The organism is Streptomyces sp. NPDC037290 (assembly GCF_055603245.1).
On record NZ_JBVJVZ010000006.1, the window covers coordinates 317,189 to 336,767 of the forward strand.

The following is a 19,579-nucleotide window of genomic DNA, read 5'->3' on the forward strand; positions in this document are numbered from 1 at the left end:
ATGGGCCGCCCGCATCTGCCGCCGCCGTATCCGCCCCCGCCGGAGCGGTCCGCCGAGTTGCGCCGCAGGTTCGCCGAGGAGGCACGCTCCGAGCGGCCGGACCTGTCGGCCTTGTGCCTGCTGATCGGCGCCGAGGCGGACGGCTCGCTGGACGAGACCGGCATCGACGCGGCGCAGGCGGAGCTGGACCGGCTCGCGGGCGAGCTCCCGTACCGGCCGGGCGGGCCGCGGGCCTGGGCAGAGGCCGTACGACGGCTGCTCGGGACGCGCTACGCGTTCCACGGGACGCCCGGCGACTACCAGCGGCTGGAGTCCTCGCTGCTGCACGAGGTGCTGCGGCGGCGGCGCGGGCTGCCGATCCTGCTGTCGGCGGTGTGGCTGGAGGTCGCCCGGCGGGCGGGGGCGCCGGTGTACGGGGTCGCGCTGCCGGGGCACTTCGTGGTGGGGTTCGGCGCGGCGGAGGAACAGGTGCTGGCCGATCCGTTCGAGGGCGGGCGGGTGCTGACCGGGAGCGACGCGGAGATACTCGTCGTGGGGGCCACGGGGGCGCCGCTGGATGCCACCATGCTCGAGCCCGCGACACCGCTGGAGATCGTCCAGCGGATCCTGAACAACGTGCGCGCGTGGGCCGAGGCCCGGCCCGAGCGGTCGGATGTGGCGCTGTGGGCCGTGGAGCTGGCCCTGCTGGTGCCCGCGCATCCGGCGCGGCTGCGGTACGAGCGGGGTCAACTGCTGGTGCGGCGCGGGGAGTTCTTGTCAGGTGCCGAGGAGCTGGAGCACTACGCCGACCTGATCGAGGTGGTCGACGAACCGGCGGCGCGGAAGGTGAGGCAACAGGCGCACACCGCACGCGCGATGCTCAACTGAGCCGTCAGAGCCAGCCCTTCTCCCGTGCCGTGCGCACCGCCTCCGCCCGGTTGCGTACCGCGAGCTTCTGGATGGCCGTCGAGAGGTAGTTGCGGACCGTGCCCTGGGAGAGGTGGAGGGCCTTGGCCAGTTCGGCGTTGGTGGAGCCGTCGGCCGCCGCGCGCAGCACCTCGCGTTCGCGCTCGGTCAGCGGGTTCGCGCCCTCGGCGAGCGCGGCGGCGGCGAGCGTGGGGTCGATGACCCGCTCACCGGACAGCACCTTGCGGACGGCCTGAGCGAGCTGGGCGGCCGGGGCGTCCTTGACGAGGAAGGCGTCGGCGCCGGCCTCCATGGCGCTGCGCAGATAGCCGGGGCGCCCGAAGGTGGTCAGGACGACCAACTTGACCTGAGGGTACTCCCGGTGCACCCGGGCGGCCGCCTCGATGCCGGTGCAGCCGGGCATCTCGATGTCGAGCAGCGCCACGTCCACGCCGTGCGTGCCGACGGCCCCGAGCACCTCGTCCCCGCGCGCGACCTGAGCCACGACCTCGATGTCGTCCTCCAGGCCGAGCAGCGCGGCCAGGGCCTCGCGGACCATCGACTGGTCCTCGGCGAGGAGGACCTTGATCGTGCTCGTCATGCCCCGGATCCTACGTCCCCCGCCAGGGCCGAGGGGACGCGGGCGACCAGCCGGAACCCCTGCCTGGTGCGGCCCGCCTCCAGGGTGCCGCCGGCCTTCTCCAGCCGCTCGGTCAGACCGGTCAGGCCGTTGCCGGGGCCGTTGTTCGCACCCCCGGAGCCGTTGTCCTCGACGCAGAGTTCGAGCATCGGGCCGTCCAGGGTCTGGCGGCGCGTGAGCTGGACGAGGCACTTGTCGGCGCCGCTGTGCCGGACCACGTTGGTGACCGCCTCGCGCAGCGCCCAGGCGAGCGCGGACTCCGACTCCTCGGGGACACCGGTGAGGTCGGTCTCGGCGGGCACCTCGGCGGTGACGCCGGCGGCGGTCAGCGCGACCTGGGTACCGGCGAGTTCGGCGGCGAGCCTCGGCCGCCGGTAGCCCGTGACCGCCTCCCGCACGTCGACCAGGGCCTGCCGGCTGACCTGTTCGATGTCGGCGACCTGCTGGGCCGCCTTGTCGGGGTGGTCGGGCAGCATCCGGCCGGCCAGCTCGCTCTTCAGCGTGATCAGGGAGAGGGAGTGGCCCAGCAGGTCGTGCAGGTCACGGGCGAGGCGCAGACGCTCCTCGTTGGCGGCGAGATGGGCGACGGTGGCCCTCGCCTTGCGCAACTCGACCGTCGTGCGGACGAGTTGACCGACACCGACCATCGCGAACCCGATCAGCGGGACGAGGAGCAGGCTGTCGTCCGGCTTCTCGTCCCAGCGCAGTCCGACGAGGACCATGGCCACGGTCACCCCGGGGATCGCCCAGAACGCGGCGCGGACCGGCAGGGTCGCCCCGCAGGCGACCGACACGTAGACGAACAGGCCGAACCACGCGCTGCCGAGGGTGTACGTCAGCAGGGGGGCGAGGACGACGAGGACCGAGAGCAGTGAGACGACGACGCGTGGGGTGAAGACCCGGCCGATGTTACGGAAGACCAGCGTCAGGTAGGCGGTGACGAAGACGGCGAGGCCGGCCGCGCCCGCGACGGTGGCGCCCGTGGTGTGGTGGCCGGCGGCCAGGTCCTTGACCGGCGAGCTGAGGAAGATCAGCCAGATGCCGATCCACAGCGTCTTGATCGCCAGCTCGCGCCGGTTACGGGGCCCCTGCCCGATCCGCACCTGCTGCTCCGGCCGCTGTTCGGCGGCCCGCGGGTCTTCCGTCATCGTGCTCACGCCTTCAGCGTGTCCTTCCGGTACAGCCAGGCCGCGCCGCCCGCGAACAGGACGAAGTAGACGGCGAGGATGGCGACGTCGGTCGCGCTCGGGGTCCGGCTCTGCTCGATCGCCCGCCCCAGAGCAGCGTACGCGTGCGTGGGCAGCCACTTGGCGATGTCCTGGAGGACCTGCGGGAAGTTGGTCGAGGGCATCCACAGACCGCCGAGGATCGACATGCCGAAGTAGATGATCATCGTGATCGGGCGGACCGCGTCACCGGTGGCGAGGTAGCCGATGGCGACGCCGAGCGCGGCGAAGACGAGGCTGCCGGCCCAGATGACGCCGGTGAGGGCGAACCACTGCCAGGCGTCGAGGCGGACGTGCTTGATCGCGGCGGCGGCGATGAACACCACGACGATGGCCGGCAGGCTCGCCACGGCCGCGCTGGCGGTCTTGGCGAGGACATAGCCGCGCCCGGGCAGCGGGGTCAGCCGCAGCTGCCGTACCCAGCCGTTCTCGCGCTCCTTGGCGATGCGCTCGCTGTTGCCCATCAGGACGGCGGTCAGAGCGCCGAAGGAGGCCATGGAGACCATCAGGTAGGCGGCGACGGTCAGGCCGGTGCCGTCGATCTTCTGGTCGGAGCCGGAGCTGCTGGAGAAGATCAGGAAGATGGCCGCAGGGTAGAGGACCGAGAAGAACAGGAACTTCTTGTTGCGCAGGACGCGTGCGAGTTCGAGCTTGATCAGGGCGTTCATGACTGCTTGGCCTCCTCGGCCTCCGTGATGGCGACGAAGGCCTGCTCCAGACCGAGACCGGCGACTTCGAGGTTGCGGGGGTAGACGCCGAGGCCGTAGAGGGCGTGGACGGTGGCGTCGGCGTCGGACGACTGGATGCGGACGGTCTGCCCGGACACGTCGACGGACGTCAGGAACGGCAGGGCGCGCAGGGCGGCCTCGTCGATCTCACCCTCCAGGTCGAAGGCGACCCGGCGGGCGCCGGCCTTGGCCTTGATCTCGGCGGCGGTGCCGTCGGCGAGGAGCCGGCCGCGGTGCAGCACCAGGACCCGGTCGGCGATGGCGTCGGCCTCTTCGAGGTAGTGGGTGGCGAAGAGGACCGTGCGGCCCTGGTCGGCCTGCTCGCGCATGGTGGCCCAGAAGGCCTGGCGGGCGGAGACGTCCATGCCGGTGGTCGGCTCGTCCAGGATGATCAGGTCGCTGTCGCCGGCGGTGGCGAGGGCGAAGCGGACGCGCTGGGCCTGGCCGCCGGAGAGCTTGTTGACCTTGCGGTCGGCGATCTGCGTGATGCCCGCCCGGGCCATCACGTCCGCGGCCTTGTACGGCTTCGGGTGCAGCGAGCAGCCGAGCTTGACCAGTTCCTGGACGGTGACCTCGTCCATCAGACCGCCGCTCTGCAGCATCGCCCCGACCCGTCCGGCGACGATCGCCTCGCGCGGGGCACCGCCGAACAGGCTCACCGTGCCGCTGTCGGCGGACTTGAGGCCGAGGAGCAGGTCGAGGGTGGTGGACTTGCCGGCCCCGTTCGGGCCGAGGAGGGCGACGGTCTCGCCCGGGTACAGCCGGAGCGAGAGGCCGTCGACGGCCCGCACGTTCCCGTAGGTCTTGGTCACCTGGTCGAAGCCGACCACCGGGGTGGTGGTGGCCGGTGCCGCAGTTGTCGTCATGGCATCCATGCTGGCGGCGAGGACCGGGTGCCGGGCAGTGTCGCGGGTCCTGAGAGCCGGATGACAGATGTCATGCGGAACGAGTGACAGCCACGGCGAAGGGGGCGCCCCGGCGGGCGCCCCCGTGTACGGCCGGTCTAACTGGGGTTGGTGGAGATGACCGCGACCCGGTTCGTCCTGCTGATCAGGGCCTGGCGGAGAGCGGCGTAGACGTCCTGCGGGGTGACGGGCGTCTTGCTGCCGTTGCCGCGGGTGATCAGGACGCCGTCGAAGGTCTTGCCGTAGAGCCCCTTGAGCACGTTCAGGTCGGGGCTATCGACGAGCTTGCCGTCCACGGCCTTCACCTTGAGGAACTTCCACAGGGAGTTCTTCGGGCTGAACGCGATGAAGTGGGCGGCGTCCGTCTTCACGGTGACGTTGCCCGACATCGCCGGCTCGGCGAACTCCTTCATCTCGCGGTCGACCTCGCCCTTCGGCACCGTCGGCTGCCTGGTGGCCGTGGGGACGGTGACCGGGTTCGCCGTGTTCGTCTCGACCATGGTGCGGTAGGCCTGTTCGACCGCCTGGGTCGCCTGGGCCGCGTCGATGGCCTTGCCCGTCCTGCCGTAGACGGCGACGGCCGCGCCGGGCTTGAAGTCGATGCCGCCCTCGGTGACCGAGCCCGAGCCGCCGCCGGTCTGCTGGAGGGCAGCCTGCAGCTTCTCCTCGTCCACCGGCATGGCCGGGTCGATCACCCGGCTCTGCCCGAAGAGCGAGCCGATGACGTGGACCGGGTTGTAGTCGCTGGTCGCGGCCTTGCTCACGGTGGCCTGGAAGTCGAACTGGAGACCCGCGTTCTCCGGGGTCAGGGTGACCGTCGTGCCGCCGACGGAGAGCTTCAGCGGCTTGTTGACCCGGCTGCCGAAGGCGTCGTCGAGCTTCTTGACGGCGTCGTCACGGGTGCCGCCGCCGATGTCCACGCCCAGCACCGTGGTGCCCTTGGGGACGTCGGTGTGGTTCATCAGCAGTCCGGCGCCATAGGCGCCACCGGCGACGACCACCACGCCGGCGCCCAGCAGCACCAGCTTGCTGCGGCCCTTCTTCGCCGGCTTGGCCTGCGCCTTGGGCGCGGGGGCCGGCTCCGACGCGGACGGGGTCTGCGTGGCCGGGCCGTCGGACCGGGGGCCGAACGGGGAGGCGCCGGCGCCGGGGACGACCGGGATGCCGCTGGTGACGGTGTGTCCGGAGACGTTGTCGGCCGGGCGGTAGCCGGGCGTGCCCGGTTCGGGGGCCGGCTTCTGCGGGGTGAGGATCGCGGTGTCGTCGCTGAGGCCGCCGCCCGGACCGAGACCGGTGGGGCCGGCGGGCTGACCGCCGGGACCGGCTCCGGGGCCGGCGGGACCCTCCAGGTCGGCGAGGTCGGCGAGGGCGCTGCGCGGGACCTGGGTGCCCCGGCCGCCGTAGCCGCCCGTGCCGGGCGAACCGCTGGAGTGGGGACCGCCGTCGAAGGGTTCGCCGCCGTTCGGGCCGGGGCCGCCGGCCGACGGGACGAGGGGGCCGTCGCCGGTGACCGGGCCGCCGGTGGGCCCGGCCGGGCCCTGCGGGCCGCCGGGGCCGCCCTGGCCGCGCGGGCCGTTGAAGCCGCTGGGACCCCCGGGGCCGCCGTTCGCGTTCGCTGCGCCCGCGCCCGCCGCACCGCCGAAGCCGTCGTGACCGCCCGCACCGGCCGCGCCGGTAGCGCCGAAGCCGTCCTGGCCGTTCTCCGAGAAGTACGGCAGGTCGTCGCGGCTCGGTTCGCCGCCGGCCGCGCCGGGGCGGGAGCCGCCGCCCAGCGGGCCCGCGGCCAGCGCCTCGGTCACGTCGAAGGAGCCGGTGCCGCCGCCGTGGCCGGGCGCGACGGGGCCGCCGGTGGCGCCGGGCAGGCCCTTGCCGTTCGTGGTGCCGGAGCGGGAGGCGCCCGGGACGCTCATGGAGCCGACGACACCGCCGGGACGGCCGCCGCCCGGGCGTGCGCCGGTGCCCCCGGACGCTCCACCCGTACGGCCGCCCGACACGCCGGAGGCGGGGGTGGAACCGCCGGGAGTCCCGGTCCCGTTCGTGCCGCCGCCTGCCGGACCGCCCTTGCCGGCGGTGGACTTGCGGGGCGCGAACCAGTCGCTGGTCTTCTCCTCCGCCTGCGGCGCGGGCTCGCCGGCCGGCTCGGCGACGCCGGTGCCGGTGACGGTCCGGTCGGCGGCGGGCCGCGGGTCGGCGGGCGCCTCGTCCCCGGCGCCGTCGGCGTCCCCGACGGGCGTGCGCACGACGACCGGCGGGATGGGCCGGGATCCGGGGATGTTGATCCGGATCCGGGTCGTCAGCGTGGTCTCGGTCTTCTTCTCCTCCGGCCGCGTGCCCGAACGGACCGCGTCCGCACCGTCTTCGGAAGCCATGGGGGTCCCGTACGGCGGCGTGCCGGAGGGGTATGCGGCTCCGCCGCGCCCGTTGGGCCCGGAGGACGGAGTGTCAGTTTCACGACTCAAGGCAGGTTCTCCCAGTTGGCTCCACCGCCCGTTACGACCTCACTGGGCAGCTCGGCGGCGCGCACCACCATACTGGCCACTTCTGGCGCGCATCCCATGACCGCTGAGGAAACCCACACCGGACTCGCACGTGCGCCGCGCGGCGAAGTGGTACGTCACTTGCCAAGTCGGGCGGGACCGCGTCGGGGTTGCCGCCCGGCGCCGACGGTGGCGCAGATCACAGCCAGGGCCATGCCACCGAGCAGGAAGAGGTAGGAGCCGCCTCCGGCGCCGAACAGGAAGTCACCTTCGGGGCGTGAGGCCGTGAGCAGGATGACGGCGACGATCCAGCCCGCCACCGGTGCGACCGCTCCGCCACGGCTGCCGGTGGCGTACGCACCGCCGAGGAACAGCCCGGCCGCGCCCGCGAGGGCGAGCAGCAGCCCGCCGGGGAACCAGGCTGCCTGGACGAGGGTCCCGGCGAACCCGGTGACGGCGCCGAGCACGAAGAGCCCGAGGTGGGCGGCGGCCCGTCCGGCGGACGGCGGCCGCAGCGGCTGGGCCAGCGAGGAGCCCTGGCGCGGGTCGCTCATGGCGCCTCCTCCAAGCCGAGGCCCGCGAACAGGTCGGTCTCCCCGGGCCGGGCCGTGCCGCGCACCAGCTCGTAGTACTCGGTGGTGAACAGCGGCTGGGCCAGTTCGTTGGAGAGCGCGAAGCAGGGCTCGGCCACCTCGATCTGGGTGGCGTGGGCGCGCATCGCGGCGGCCTTCGCCGCGGCGTGCGCGGCGCCGTCGACGGCGGTGGTGATCCGCTCGTCGGCCACCACGCCGGGGACGTCGTCCACGGAGGCACTCTTGTCGAACGGAAGTGCGGACAGTTCGCCCTGCAGGCGGGTGAAGGCCTCTTCGGCGACGGAGCGCGGGACGCGGTTCCAGTAGACCTTGGCGATCCGGTGGCCGCGTTCGGCCGCGACGTCGACGGCGCGCATGGCGACGCGGTGGGCCTGGATGTGGTCCGGGTGGCCGTAGCCGCCGTTGTCGTCGTACGTCACGAGGACCTGGGGGCGGACCTCCAGGATCACCTCGGCCAGGTGTCCGGCGGCCTCGTCCACGTCGGCCTGCCAGAAGCTGCCCGGGTCGTCGTTGTCGGGGAGGCCCATCATCCCGGAGTCGCCGTAGCGGCCCGCCCCGCCGAGCAGCCGGGCGTCCGTCACGCCCAGCGCGCGCACGGCGGCGGCCAGCTCACCGCGCCGGTGCGCGCCCAGCGCCGGGCCCGTCAGATGCCGCAGCTCCGGCGGGATGACCTCGCCCCGCTCCCCGAGCGTGCAGGTGACCAGGGTCACATGGGCGCCCTCGGCCGCGTACCTGGCCATGGTCGCGCCGTTGTTGATCGACTCGTCGTCCGGGTGCGCGTGCACCAGCAGCAGACGCCGGGCTGGCAGTTCCGTCATGGACCCCACCCTACGAGGTCACCGCGCCGGCTCTCAGAACTTGATGCTCCCGATCATGCTGGCGACGTTGGTCGTCAGCTCGCTGATCGTCGGGGCGACGGTCGAGGAGGCGAGATAGAAGCCGAGCAGTATGCAGACGACCGCGTGGCCGCCCTTCAGTCCTGACTTCTTGATCAGCAGGAAGACGATGATCGCCAGCAGCACCACCGCCGAAATCGAGAGTGCCACGGCGGCTCACCTCCAAAGATCCCAAGGGCGCGGGGGGTTCGGACTATGGGGGTTGTGTCTCGGTCGTAGATCAGTAGAGCAAATCCATGCAGACGCCAGCAGGTTCATACCCACACAGCGGTAGTGATCATAACTATCCGTGCTCGCGCATCGCTCGGCGCACGGCCGCACAAGGGGGCGCATGGCCAATATGGTCGGGGTATGACGACCGAGCCTGACTCCTTCCCCCGTCGGCACGCCCGGACCCAGCGGTTCACGCTCGGCGCGCCGCGTGCGTTCACCGTGGCGCCCGACGGTTCGCGTGTCGCGTTCCTGCGCTCCGGCTCCGGCACCGACCGGGCCAACTCCCTCTGGGTCTTGGACCTTCCGGGGGGCGAGGAGCGCCTGGCCGCCGATCCCGGCGCCCTTCTCGGCGGGGCCTTCGAAGAGCTCTCGACCGAGGAGCGGGCGCGCCGGGAGCGGAGCCGGGAGGGGGGTGCCGGCATCGTCGGCTACGCCACCGACGCGGCCGTGGAGTTGGTGTCTTTCGCCTTGTCGGGGCGGCTTTTCACGGCCGAGCTGCGGGCCGGCACGACACGTGAACTCCGGGTGCCGGGACCGGTGATCGACCCGCGCCCCGCCCCCGACGGCCGGCACATCGCGTATGTCGCCCAGGGCGCGCTGCGGGTCGTGGGCGCCGAGGGGGAGGGCGACCGGGCGCTGGCACAACCGGAGCCCGCGCAAGGACCGGGGCAGGTCACCTACGGGCTCGCGGAGTTCGTCGCGGCGGAGGAGATGGGGCGTTCGCGGGGCTTCTGGTGGGCGCCGGACGGCCGCCGGCTGCTCGTGGCGCGCGTGGACGACACGCCGGTGCAGCGGTGGTGGATCGCGGACCCGGCCCACCCGGAGCGTGAGCCACTCAACATCGCCTACCCGGCCGCGGGCACACCGAACGCGGACGTACGACTGTTCGTGCTCGGGCTCGAAGGGGAGCGCACGGAGGTGGCGTGGGACCGGTCCCGCTACCCGTATCTGGCCCATGTGCACTGGTCAGCGGCGGGTGCGCCACTGTTGCTCGTGCAGGCGCGCAACCAGCGCAGCCAGCTGTTCCTGGCGGTGGACCCGGACACCGGGGCCACACGCATGGTGCACGCCGACGAAGATCCAAGTTGGCTTGAACTGTTCGCCGGAGTGCCCTGCTGGAGCCCCTCCGGGCAGCTGGTGCGGATCGCCGACGAGGGCGGCGCCCGGGTGCTCGCGGTCGGCGAACGGCCGTTGACCAGCGGCCAGTTGCACCTGCGCGCGGTGCTGGACGTGGGCGCCGACGACGTGCTGGTTTCCGCCTCGGCGGGCACAGAGGCACAGGAGCCGGAGACCGGCGAGGTCCATGTGTACCGGGTGAACGAACTGGGCGTGGAGCGCGTCTCGCAGGAGCCCGGCGTGCATTCGGCGGTGCGCGCCGGGGGCGTGACGGTGCTCGCGTCCGCGACGCCGGACAGGCCGGGCGCCCGTGTCCAGGTGCTGCGTGACGGAAAACCGGTGGCGACTGTCCGGTCATACGCCGAAGATCCCGGTTTGTCCCCGCGAGTGACCCTCACCCAGGGGGGCACACGCCGAATTCCGTGCGCCGTGCTTATGCCACGTGACTACCACGGTGACACTCCCCTGCCGGTCCTGATGGACCCCTACGGCGGCCCGCACGGCCAGCGGGTGCTCGCCGCGCACAACGCCCACCTCACCTCCCAGTGGTTCGCCGACCAGGGTTTCGCGGTGGTCGTGGCCGACGGGCGGGGCACCCCGGGCCACTCGCCGGCCTGGGAGAAGGCGATCCTGGACGACGTGGCGGCCACCGTGCTCGAGGACCAGGTGGACGCGCTGCACGCGCTCGCCGACCGGTTCCCGCTGGACCTCGGCCGGGTGGCGATCCGCGGCTGGTCCTTCGGCGGCTACCTGGCGGCGCTGGCGGTGCTGCGCCGCCCCGACGTCTTCCACGCGGCGGTCGTCGGCGCGCCGGTCACCGATCTGCGCCTGTACGACACCCACTACCAGGAGCGCTACCTCGGCCGCCCGGACGAACAGCCGGAGGTCTACCGCCGCAACTCGGTGATCGACGAGGCGGGTCTGGTCGACCCGGCCGAGCCGCACCGCCCGATGATGATCATCCACGGGCTGGCGGACGACAACGTCGTCGTCGCCCACTCGCTGCGGCTGACCTCCGCCCTGCTCGCCGCGGGCCGCCCGCACGAGGTCCTGCCGCTGTCCGGGGTGACGCACATGACCCCGCAGGAGACCGTCGCCGAGAACCTGCTGCGGCTGCAGCTGGACTTCCTCCGGCGCTCCCTGCCCCAACCGGGCAAATGACCGTCAACCACGTTAACAGGCAGGCAACTTCGCCGAAGCGGTACCGATATACGGACGCGGGAGGCTGATCAGCGTACGGCCGTGCGGGTGCCGTGAACGGGCCGGGGTGCGTCATGTCACCCCGGCCCGTTGCCGTCCTCGCCCTGCCCCTCCTCGCCGGCCGGAACCACCTGGCGCTCCTGAGCGAAGTGGCAGGCCGAGTCGTGGGCCGCCGGGCCGGCCGTGCCGCGGAAGGCGGCCGGTACCGCGAGGGCCGGGACCTCCCGGGCACAGCGCTCCTGGGCCTTCCAGCAGCGGGTGCGGAAGCGGCAGCCGGAGGGGATGTCCGTCGGGGACGGCACGTCTCCGGTGAGGATGATCCGCTCGCGGTGTTCACGGGCCTCGGGGTCCGGGACCGGGACCGCCGAGAGCAGCGCCTGGGTGTAGGGGTGCGTGGGGTGGTCGTAGATCTCGGCGTCCCGGCCGATCTCCACGATCCGCCCGAGGTACATCACCCCCACCCGGTCGGAGATGTGCCGGACGACGGACAGGTCGTGCGCGATGAAGACGTACGACAGCTCGAACTCCGCCTGCAGCCGGTCCAGCAGGTTGATCACCTGGGCCTGGACCGAGACATCGAGGGCGGACACCGGCTCGTCGGCGACGATCACCTCCGGGCGCAGGGCCAGCCCCCGAGCGATGCCGATGCGCTGGCGCTGGCCGCCGGAGAACTGGTGCGGATAGCGGTTGACGTACTCCGGGTTGAGGCCGACCACGTCCAGCAGCTCCTGGACCCGGCGGCGGCGGTCCCCCCGGGGCGCGGCCTCGGGGTGGATGTCGTACGGCTCCCCGACGATGTCGCCGACCGTCATACGGGGGTTGAGGGAGGTGTACGGGTCCTGGAAGACCATCTGGATGTTGCGGCGCACCGCCTTCAACGCGCGGCCGGACAGGCGGGTGATGTCCTCGCCCTTGAACCGGATGGAGCCGGCCGTCGGGCGTTCCAGGTTGCAGAGCATCCTGGCGACCGTCGACTTGCCGCAGCCCGACTCGCCGACGATGCCGAGGGTTTCGCCCCGGCCGAGCGTGAAGTCGACGCCGTCGACGGCCTTCACCGCGCCGACCTGCCTCCTGAAGAGGATGCCCCGGGTGAGGGGGTAGTGCTTGACCAGCCCGGACACTTCGAGGATCGGCTCAGCCGTCGACGTCATCGAGGCACTCCCTCCAGAAGTGGCAGGCGCTGCCGCGGGCGGCGGAGACCTCGTACAGCGGGGGTTCGTCGGTGCGGCAGACGTCCCTCGCCATCGGGCAGCGCGGGTGGAAGGAGCAGCCGGGCGGGATGTCCAGCAGGCTCGGCGGCAGGCCCTTGATGGCGTACAGCTCCTGGCCCTTGTGGTCCAGGCGCGGGATGGAGTCCAGCAGGCCACGGGTGTAGGGGTGGGCGGGTGCCTTGTAGATGTCGTGCACGGGTGCCGACTCGACGATCTTCCCGGCGTACATCACGGCGATGCGGTCGGCCACGTCCGCCACGACCCCGAGGTCATGGGTGATGAGGATGAGCCCCATGCGGTACTCGCGCTGCAGCTCGGCGAGCAGGTCCATGACCTGGGCCTGGACGGTGACGTCCAGGGCGGTGGTGGGCTCGTCGGCGATGACGAGGGCCGGCTCCAGGGCCAGCGCCATGGCGATCATGATGCGCTGGCGCATGCCGCCGGAGAACTGGTGGGGGTAGTCCCGCACCCGCTGGGCGGCGCCCGGGATGCGCACCCGCTCCATCAGCTCGACGGCCTTGCCGCGCGCGCCCTTCTTCGACATGCCCCGGTGCACGACGAACATCTCGCCGAGCTGGTCCCCGACCGAGAGGACGGGGTTGAGGGCCGACAGGGCGTCCTGGAAGATCATCGCCATCCCGGCGCCCCGGATCCTCCGCCGCTCCTCTTCTCTCAGCTTCAGCAGGTCCTGCCCCTGGAACAGGATCTCGCCGCCGGCGACCCTGCCCGGCGGCATGTCGAGGATCCCCATCACGGCCTGCGCGGTGACGGACTTGCCCGACCCGGACTCCCCGAGCACGGCCAGGGTCTCGCCCGCGTCGACCTCGTAGCTCACCCCGTTCACGGCATGCGCCACCCCGTCCCGCGTCCGGAACTCCACCCGCAGATCCCGCACTTCGAGCAGCACGCCACCTCACCTCAGCTTCGGATCGAGGGCGTCGCGGACCGCGTCGCCGAGCATGATGAAGGCCAGGACCGTGATGGCCAGGGCGCCCGAGGGCCACAGGAGGGCGTGGGGCGCGTTGCGGACGTACGGGGAGGCGTTGGAGATGTCGATGCCCCAGGAGACGCTGGGCGGTTTGAGACCGACGCCGAGGTAGGACAGGGTCGCCTCCAGGGCGATGTAGGTGCCGAGGGCGATGGTCGCGACGACGATCACCGGCGCCACGGCGTTCGGGGCGATGTGGCGCAGCAGGATGCGGGAGTCGGAGGCGCCGAGGGCGCGGGCGGCCTGGACGTAGTCGTTCTGCTTGGCGGTGATGACCGAGCCGCGGGCGATACGGCCGATCTGCGGCCAGCCCAGCAGGACCATGAAACCGATCACCGGCCAGACCGTGTTGCTGGTCACCACCGAGAGCAGGACGAGACCGCCGAGGACGACCGGGATGGCGAAGAAGATGTCGGTGATCCGGGACAGGACCGAGTCCCAGACACCGCCGAAGTATCCGGCGAGGGCACCCAGCACCGCCCCGACGGCGGACACCCCGAGCGTCGCCAGCACGCCCACCGTGACGGACGTACGGGCGCCGTACACCGTGCGCGTGTAGACGTTGCAGCCCTGGCCGTCGTAACCGAAGGGCGCGCCCGGTCCCGCTCCGTCCTGGGCCCGGGCGAGGTCGCACTTCAGGGGGCTGCCGGAGGCGATCGCCGAGGGCCACAGCGAGATGAGGACCAGGAAGACGATGACCAGGGCGGAGAGCAGGAAGACCGGGTTGCGGCGCAGGTCGTGCCAGGCGTCGGACCAGAGGGAACGCGGCCGGCCGGCCGGCCCGGTGCCCTCCGGGCCGGCCGGTGTCCGCTCCAGCGTGGCCGCCTCGCTCGCGCCCAGGTCCATCGCCCCGCCCATGCCGGTCCCGGCGATCGCGCCCTCGGGCTCGTACGGCTGCTCAGGCATAGCGGATCCTCGGGTCGAGTACGGCGTACAGGAGGTCGACGAGGAGGTTGGCGACCAGGAAGACGAGGACGAGCACGGTCACGAAACCGACGACCGTCTGCGTGTTCTGGCGCAGGATGCCCTGGTAGAGCTGGAAGCCGACGCCATGGATGTTGAAGATCCGCTCGGTGGCGATCGCTCCGCCCATCAGCGCGCCGATGTCGGCACCGATGAAGGTGACCACGGGGATCAGGGAGTTGCGCAGCAGGTGCCGGACGATCACCCGGCGCCGGGGCAGGCCCTTGGCGATGGCGGTACGGACGTAGTCGGACCGCCTGTTCTCCGCGATGGCGGTGCGGGTCAGCCGGGTGACGTAGGCGAGCGAGACGGAGGCGAGGACCAGGCCGGGCAGGATCAGCTCGCCGAAGCTTCCGTAGCGCACGGACGGGCTGATCCACTGCCACTTGATGCCGAGCAGCAGCTGGAGCAGCAGACCGGTGACGAAGGTGGGCACGGAGATCACCACCAGGGTGGCCAGCAGCACCCCGGTGTCGACGGGCCGGCCGCGCCGCATGCCCGTCAGCACGCCCAGTGACACGCCGACGACGATCTCGAAGAGGATCGCGACGATCGTGAGCCGGACGGTGACGGGGAACGCCGCTCCCATCAGCTCGGTGACCTTCTGGCCGTTGAAGGCGGTGCCGAAGTCGCCGGTGAAGACGTTGCCCATGTAGGTCGCGTACTGCTGCCAGAGCGGCTTGTCCAAGCCGAACTCCCGCTTCAGCTGGGCGGCCGTCGCCGGGTCGCAGGCCCGCTCGCCGCACAGGCCGGCGATGGGGTCGCCCATGACGTTCACCATCAGGAAGATCAGCAGCGTCGACCCGATGAACACGGGGATCATCTGGAGCAGCCGCCGCGCGACATAGCGCCCCATGCGGCTCAGCCGACCTTGATCTCGTTGTAGACCGGCACGCTGAAGGGGTTGAGCGCCACGTGGGAGAGCCGGGAGGCGTAGCCGGCGCTGCCGTTCTGGTACCAGAGCGGGATCGCCGTCATGTTGTCGCGGACGACCCCCTCGGCCTGCTGGAAGAGCCCGAGCGCGGTGGCCTGTGCGGTCTCGGCGTTGGCCCGGTCGACGAGCCGGTCGAACTGCTTGTCGGACCACTTGCCGTCGTTGGAGGAGGCGCCCGTGTAGTACAGCGGCTGCAGGAAGTTCTGGATCAACGGGTAGTCCATCTGCCAGCCGGCCCGGAAGGGACCGGACATCTTGTGCTGGGTGATCTGGTTGCGGAAGTCCGCGAAGGTGCCGACCGGGTTGCCCACACAGGCCGTGTCGTTGCCGAGGGCGTTGTTGATGGAGTTGCACACGGCGTCCACCCACTGCCGGTGCGAGCCGGTGTCCGCGTTGTAGGTGATCGTCAGCCGCCCGCCGGGGATCCCGCCGCCCTCCTGGATGAGCTTCCTGGCCTGCGCGGGGTCGTAGTCGCAGGCGTGGCCGCACAGCCCGGGCTTGTAGCCGCCCGCCGTGCCGAGGACCGGTGAGGTCCAGTCGGTGGCCGGGGTGCGGGTGTGGCGGAAGATGGTCCTGGTGATCTGCACGCGGTTGATCGCCATGGACAGGCCGGTGCGGACCTTCCGTGCCCCGTCGGTGTTCCACTTCGGGTCGTAGTACGGGAAGGCCAGGGTCTGCAGGATGCCGGCCGGGGTGTTGATGTACCGGCCGTTCAGGTCGGTGACGACGTTCTTGAGCTGGCTGGCCGGCACGTCGTCGACCAGGTCGAGGTTGCCGGCCAGCACGTCGGTGTACGCGGTGTTGTTGTCGGTGTACACCAGCAGGGTCACGCCGACATTGCGGGCCGGGTCGGGGCCGGGGTAGGCGTCCCACTTCTTCAGGTTCATCGCCGAGCCCTTGGTGTACGACTCGATCTGGTACGGCCCGTTGCCGACCGGCTTGCTCACCCAGGCCGCGTGGTCGGTGAAGAAGGCGCGCGGGAGCGGGGCGTAGGCGACGTATCCGAGGGTGTCGGGGAAGCTGGAGAACTTCTGGCCGAGGGTGACGGTGAAGGTCCTGGGGCCCGTGACCCTGAGCCCCGACAGGGTGTCGGCGGTCTGCGGGCCGCTGTCGGGGTGGACCTTGTCGTAGCCCTGGATGTAGCCGAAGAAGTACGCGTTCTTCTGGTTGTTCCTCAGGCTCGCCCCGTAGTTCCAGGCGTCCACGAAGGACCGGGCGGTGACCGGCTCGCCGTTGCTGAAGCTCCAGCCCTTTCTGACCGTGACGGTGAAGTGCCGCGAGTCCGAGGTGTCGATGCGCTCGGCGAGCATGTTCTGGGCCTTGCCGGTCCTCGGGTCGTACTTCTTCAGGCCGCGGAAGACCATGTCGAGGACCTTGCCGCCCTGCACCTCGTTGGTGTTCGCGGGCTCCAGCGGATTCTGCGGGTCGCCCCAGGAGGAGGTCAGCACGCCGGCGCCCCCGAATCCACCGCTGTCACCGCAGGCGGTGGCGGCCAGCCCCAGGGCGATCACACCGGCGGCCCATCGGGCGCACGTGACTCCCCGCATGGCCGCCTCCTCCGTGATCACCGAAGCACTACCGGCCAATATCCTCATAAAGGATGTAAAGCGCATCTCGTGGCGTCCGCGGCCGGAGCAGTCCACCCGTACGGACGCGGCCGAACGCCGCCCGGAGAAGGCAAGAAGACGGTTGTTCACCTCTCGCGCCTCAACACTGTGTGGCAAACTGCCGCGCGTGGCTGACCGTTCGTTCGCCGACCTGTCCCTCGCCTGCCTGTACGACGCGCTCAACCCCTGGGACGCGGGCGACGACTTCTACCTCGACCTGGTGATGTCCGCCCGCAATGTGCTCGACGTCGGATGCGGTACGGGCCGGCTGCTCACACGGGCCCACGAGGACGGCCATCCGGGGCGGCTCACGGGGCTCGAACCCGCCGCCGCGATGCTCGTCCAGGCCCGGTGGCGCGCACCCGCCGTCGAGTGGGTGCTGGGGGACCTGCGGTCGCGCGCGTGGCACGGCGAGTACGACCTGGTCCTGATGACCGGTCATGTCTTCCAAGTGCTGCTCAGTGACGAGGAGTTGCGGCAGGCACTGGCTGCGGTGCGGGCCGCGCTGGCGCCCGGCGGACGGTTCGCGTTCGAGACCCGCAATCCGGCGGGACGGCCCTGGACCACCTGGACGCCCGAGCGGGTACGGCAGGTCGCCGACCCCGAAGGGCGCCCCGTACGGGTGTGGCACGAGGTCGAGGAGCCCGTGGCCGGGAGCCGGGTGACCTTCACCGAGACCTTCGCGGGCGAACCCTGGGACGCGCCACGGGTCAGCCGGTCCACCCTGCGCTTCCTCGGTCCGGACGCGGTGTCGGCGTTCCTCGCGGAGGCGGGGCTGCGCGTGACGGAGCAGTACGGCGACTTCCGGCGCGGGCCGCTGACACGGGAGAGTCCCGAAATCCTCACCCTCGCCGAGCGGGCCCGCTGAAACCGGCGCCAGCGTTCCACCAGCACCGCTTCACCGGTCTGGACCAATAGCGCCCCGTCGGCCGGTCAACTCGCCGTTTCCGCAGGCCACGCAGGCTTCCACACGCCGTTGACGCGCGCAGACCGCCGCTGATAGACCACTCATCACCCAGCTGACGTCACCAGGAGAAACACCCGGTCCCGAAGTCGAACAAGCCGTCCCTGTGCGAGCGATGACGCGAGGTCACCCTTGATGAGCACACCAGATGAGCACGGCACGAGACACCCCCGCCCGACCAGCCCCCGACCCCGCGTCCGCCGGCTCGCCGGTGCGGCCGGAGCCCTCGCGCTGACGCTCTCCGCGGCCCTCGCGACCCCGCTCTCCCCCGCGCCCGCGCGGGCGGAGGCCGCCGCGGACGACAGGGTCCTCACCGTCGCGGTCGCCCAGAGCGTCGACTCGCTCAGCCCGTTCCTGGCCGTGCGCCTGGTCAGCACCAGCATCCTGCGCCTCAGCTACGAGTACCTGACGGACTACGACCCCGGGGACGGACACCCGGTGCCGGGACTGGCCACCCACTGGTCGTTCTCCCCCGACAAGCTGACCTGGACGTACACCATCCGCTCCGACGCGAAGTGGTCCGACGGGCAGAAGGTGACCGCCGAGGACGCGGCCTGGACCTTCAACAAGCTGATGACCGATCCGGCCGCCGCCACCGCCAACGGCAACTTCGTCACCAACTTCCGCAAGGTGACGGCTCCGAGCCCCACCCGGCTGGTCGTCCGGCTGAAGAAGCCGCAGGCCACGATGACCGCCCTGGACGTGCCGATCGTTCCCGAGCACGTCTGGAAGAACATCACGGACTTCGCCAAGTTCACCAACGACAAGAGCTTCCCGATCGTCGGTGACGGCCCGTTCGTCCTCACCGACTACAAGGCCGACAGCTACGTCCGGCTCAGGGCCAACAAGAGCTTCTGGCGCGGGGCGCCCAGGTTCGACCAGCTGGTCTTCAAGTACTACAAGGACCAGGACGCGGCGGTGGCCGCCCTGCGCAAGGGCGAGGTGTCCTTCGTCGCGGGCTCCCCGTCCCTCACCCCCGCCCAGGCGGCCTCCCTCAAGGGCGAGGCGGACATCAAGGTCAACGACGCCCCCGGCCGCCGCTTCTACGCCCTCGCCACCAACCCCGGCGCCCGGGCGAAGAACGGCCAGAAGTTCGGCGACGGCGACCCCTCCCTGCTGGACGAGCGGGTACGGCACGCCCTCTTCACGGCCGTCGACCGCAAGACCCTGGTGGACAAGGTGTTCCAGGGCCACGCCGCCGAGGGCCAGGGTTACATCCCGCCGCGCTTCTCGGCGTACTTCTGGAAGCCGTCCGCGAACCAGGAACTCGGCTACGACCCGGCGAAGGCGGGCCAGCTCCTCGACCAGGCCGGCTACCGCAAGAACGCCGACGGCCGGCGCGCCGGCAAGAACGGCAAGCCGCTGAACTACCGTGTCCTGTGCCACGCCACCGACCCCAACGACAAGGCGGTGGGCCAGTACCTGAAGGAGTGGTGGGGCAAGCTCGGCATCGGCGTGACCCTCGACTGCCTCGACAACGTCACCGACCCCTGGCTCGCCGGCACGTACGACCTCGCCTTCGACGGCTGGTCCGTCAACCCGGATCCGGACTTCGTCCTCTCCATCCACACGTGCGGGGCCCTGCCCGCCACCCCCAAGGACACCGGCGCCACCGACAACTTCATCTGCGACAAGACGTACGACGACCTGTACGCCAGGCAGCTCACCGAGTACGACACCGGCAAACGGGCCGCACTGGTCAAGCAGGCGGAGTCGAGACTGTACGACCTGGGGTACATGAACGTCATGGCGTACCCGAACGCCGTCGAGGCGTACCGCACCGATCAGATCAAGTCGATCGAGACCATGCCGAAGGCCGCCGGCAACATCTACGGCCAGGACGGCTACTGGAGCTGGTGGTCGGCGGTCCCGGCGGACTCCGGCGGCTCCTCCGGCGGCGGCTCGACGGGAGCGGTCATCGGGGTGGTCGCGGGGGCCGTGGTGGTCCTGGCCGGTGCCGCGGTGTTCGTGGCGCGACGCCGGCGCACGACCGCGGACGACCGCGAGTAGCCGGTGGACCCCACGGCCCAGGC

Annotated in this window: 17 protein-coding genes; 4 read left to right on the forward strand and 13 right to left on the reverse strand. The window is 71.5% G+C overall.

The features are described from left to right. Positions 1–867 (forward strand): transglutaminase family protein, encoded by an 867-nt coding sequence (locus ACZ7HQ_RS23325; RefSeq protein ID WP_470993056.1) that lies wholly within the window; start codon positions 1–3, stop codon positions 865–867. A 4-nt stretch (positions 868–871) separates the two neighbouring features. Here the strand turns inward: ACZ7HQ_RS23325 and ACZ7HQ_RS23330 are convergent, their stop codons facing one another. The 8 genes from ACZ7HQ_RS23330 to ACZ7HQ_RS23365 form a co-directional block, all read right to left on the reverse strand. Continuing rightward, a complete protein-coding gene (locus ACZ7HQ_RS23330) occupies positions 872–1,486 on the reverse strand; it encodes a response regulator (protein WP_470993059.1) in 615 nt (204 codons plus the stop codon). After that, on the reverse strand, positions 1,483–2,673 hold the full coding sequence (locus ACZ7HQ_RS23335) for a sensor histidine kinase (protein ID WP_470993578.1): 1,191 nt from the start codon (positions 2,671–2,673) through the stop codon (positions 1,483–1,485). The genes ACZ7HQ_RS23330 and ACZ7HQ_RS23335 overlap by 4 nt, the downstream gene beginning before the upstream one ends. A gap of 5 nt (positions 2,674–2,678) precedes the next feature. Beyond that, the gene (locus tag ACZ7HQ_RS23340) at positions 2,679–3,419 is read right to left on the reverse strand and encodes an ABC transporter permease (protein WP_470993062.1); all 741 of its coding nucleotides are present in this window, start codon (positions 3,417–3,419) and stop codon (positions 2,679–2,681) included. Further along, complete coding sequence (locus ACZ7HQ_RS23345) at positions 3,416–4,345, reverse strand: ABC transporter ATP-binding protein (protein ID WP_470993065.1); 930 nt, start codon at positions 4,343–4,345, stop codon at positions 3,416–3,418. The genes ACZ7HQ_RS23340 and ACZ7HQ_RS23345 overlap by 4 nt, the downstream gene beginning before the upstream one ends. Positions 4,346–4,482: 137 nt before the next feature. Beyond that, positions 4,483–6,843 carry a hypothetical protein gene (locus ACZ7HQ_RS23350; RefSeq protein WP_470993068.1) on the reverse strand — a complete coding sequence of 787 codons (2,361 nt, stop codon included), beginning with the start codon at positions 6,841–6,843 and terminating at the stop codon, positions 4,483–4,485. 155 nt (positions 6,844–6,998) lie between these two features. After that, on the reverse strand, positions 6,999–7,415 hold the full coding sequence (locus ACZ7HQ_RS23355; protein ID WP_470993071.1) for a DUF6113 family protein: 417 nt from the start codon (positions 7,413–7,415) through the stop codon (positions 6,999–7,001). Beyond that, positions 7,412–8,272, reverse strand: coding sequence for an N-acetyl-1-D-myo-inositol-2-amino-2-deoxy-alpha-D-glucopyranoside deacetylase (gene mshB, locus ACZ7HQ_RS23360; protein WP_470993074.1), 861 nt, complete (start codon positions 8,270–8,272; stop codon positions 7,412–7,414). The genes ACZ7HQ_RS23355 and mshB overlap by 4 nt, the downstream gene beginning before the upstream one ends. A gap of 33 nt (positions 8,273–8,305) precedes the next feature. Further along, on the reverse strand, positions 8,306–8,500 hold the full coding sequence (locus ACZ7HQ_RS23365; protein WP_030649813.1) for a hypothetical protein: 195 nt from the start codon (positions 8,498–8,500) through the stop codon (positions 8,306–8,308). Between the two features lie 201 nt (positions 8,501–8,701). Here ACZ7HQ_RS23365 and ACZ7HQ_RS23370 point away from each other — a divergent pair, with 201 nt between their 5' ends. Further along, a complete protein-coding gene (locus ACZ7HQ_RS23370; RefSeq protein ID WP_470993077.1) occupies positions 8,702–10,840 on the forward strand; it encodes a S9 family peptidase in 2,139 nt (712 codons plus the stop codon). 116 nt (positions 10,841–10,956) lie between these two features. Here ACZ7HQ_RS23370 and ACZ7HQ_RS23375 read toward each other — a convergent pair whose 3' ends face one another. Genes ACZ7HQ_RS23375 through ACZ7HQ_RS23395 form a run of 5 tightly spaced genes read right to left on the reverse strand, consistent with a single transcriptional unit; the run spans position 10,957 to position 16,522 of the window. Further along, a complete protein-coding gene (locus ACZ7HQ_RS23375) occupies positions 10,957–12,030 on the reverse strand; it encodes an ABC transporter ATP-binding protein (RefSeq protein WP_470993080.1) in 1,074 nt (357 codons plus the stop codon). Next, the gene (locus ACZ7HQ_RS23380) at positions 12,014–12,997 is read right to left on the reverse strand and encodes an ABC transporter ATP-binding protein (protein ID WP_470993083.1); all 984 of its coding nucleotides are present in this window, start codon (positions 12,995–12,997) and stop codon (positions 12,014–12,016) included. Before ACZ7HQ_RS23380 ends, ACZ7HQ_RS23375 begins: the two co-directional genes overlap by 17 nt. A 6-nt stretch (positions 12,998–13,003) precedes the next feature. Next, the gene (locus ACZ7HQ_RS23385) at positions 13,004–13,984 is read right to left on the reverse strand and encodes an ABC transporter permease (protein WP_470993086.1); all 981 of its coding nucleotides are present in this window, start codon (positions 13,982–13,984) and stop codon (positions 13,004–13,006) included. After that, entirely contained in the window at positions 13,977–14,897 is a 921-nt protein-coding gene (locus ACZ7HQ_RS23390) for an ABC transporter permease (RefSeq protein WP_470993089.1), read from the reverse strand. The genes ACZ7HQ_RS23385 and ACZ7HQ_RS23390 overlap by 8 nt, the downstream gene beginning before the upstream one ends. 5 nt (positions 14,898–14,902) lie before the next feature. After that, positions 14,903–16,522 (reverse strand): peptide ABC transporter substrate-binding protein, encoded by a 1,620-nt coding sequence (locus tag ACZ7HQ_RS23395; protein WP_470993091.1) that lies wholly within the window; start codon positions 16,520–16,522, stop codon positions 14,903–14,905. 187 nt (positions 16,523–16,709) lie between these two features. On the opposite strand from ACZ7HQ_RS23395, the gene ACZ7HQ_RS23400 reads away from it, so the two are divergent. Next, positions 16,710–17,450, forward strand: coding sequence for a class I SAM-dependent methyltransferase (locus ACZ7HQ_RS23400; RefSeq protein WP_470993093.1), 741 nt, complete (start codon positions 16,710–16,712; stop codon positions 17,448–17,450). Positions 17,451–17,681: 231 nt separating this feature from the next. Then, entirely contained in the window at positions 17,682–19,556 is a 1,875-nt protein-coding gene (locus ACZ7HQ_RS23405; protein ID WP_470993095.1) for an ABC transporter substrate-binding protein, read from the forward strand. The last annotated feature ends 23 nt before the right edge of the window (positions 19,557–19,579 follow it).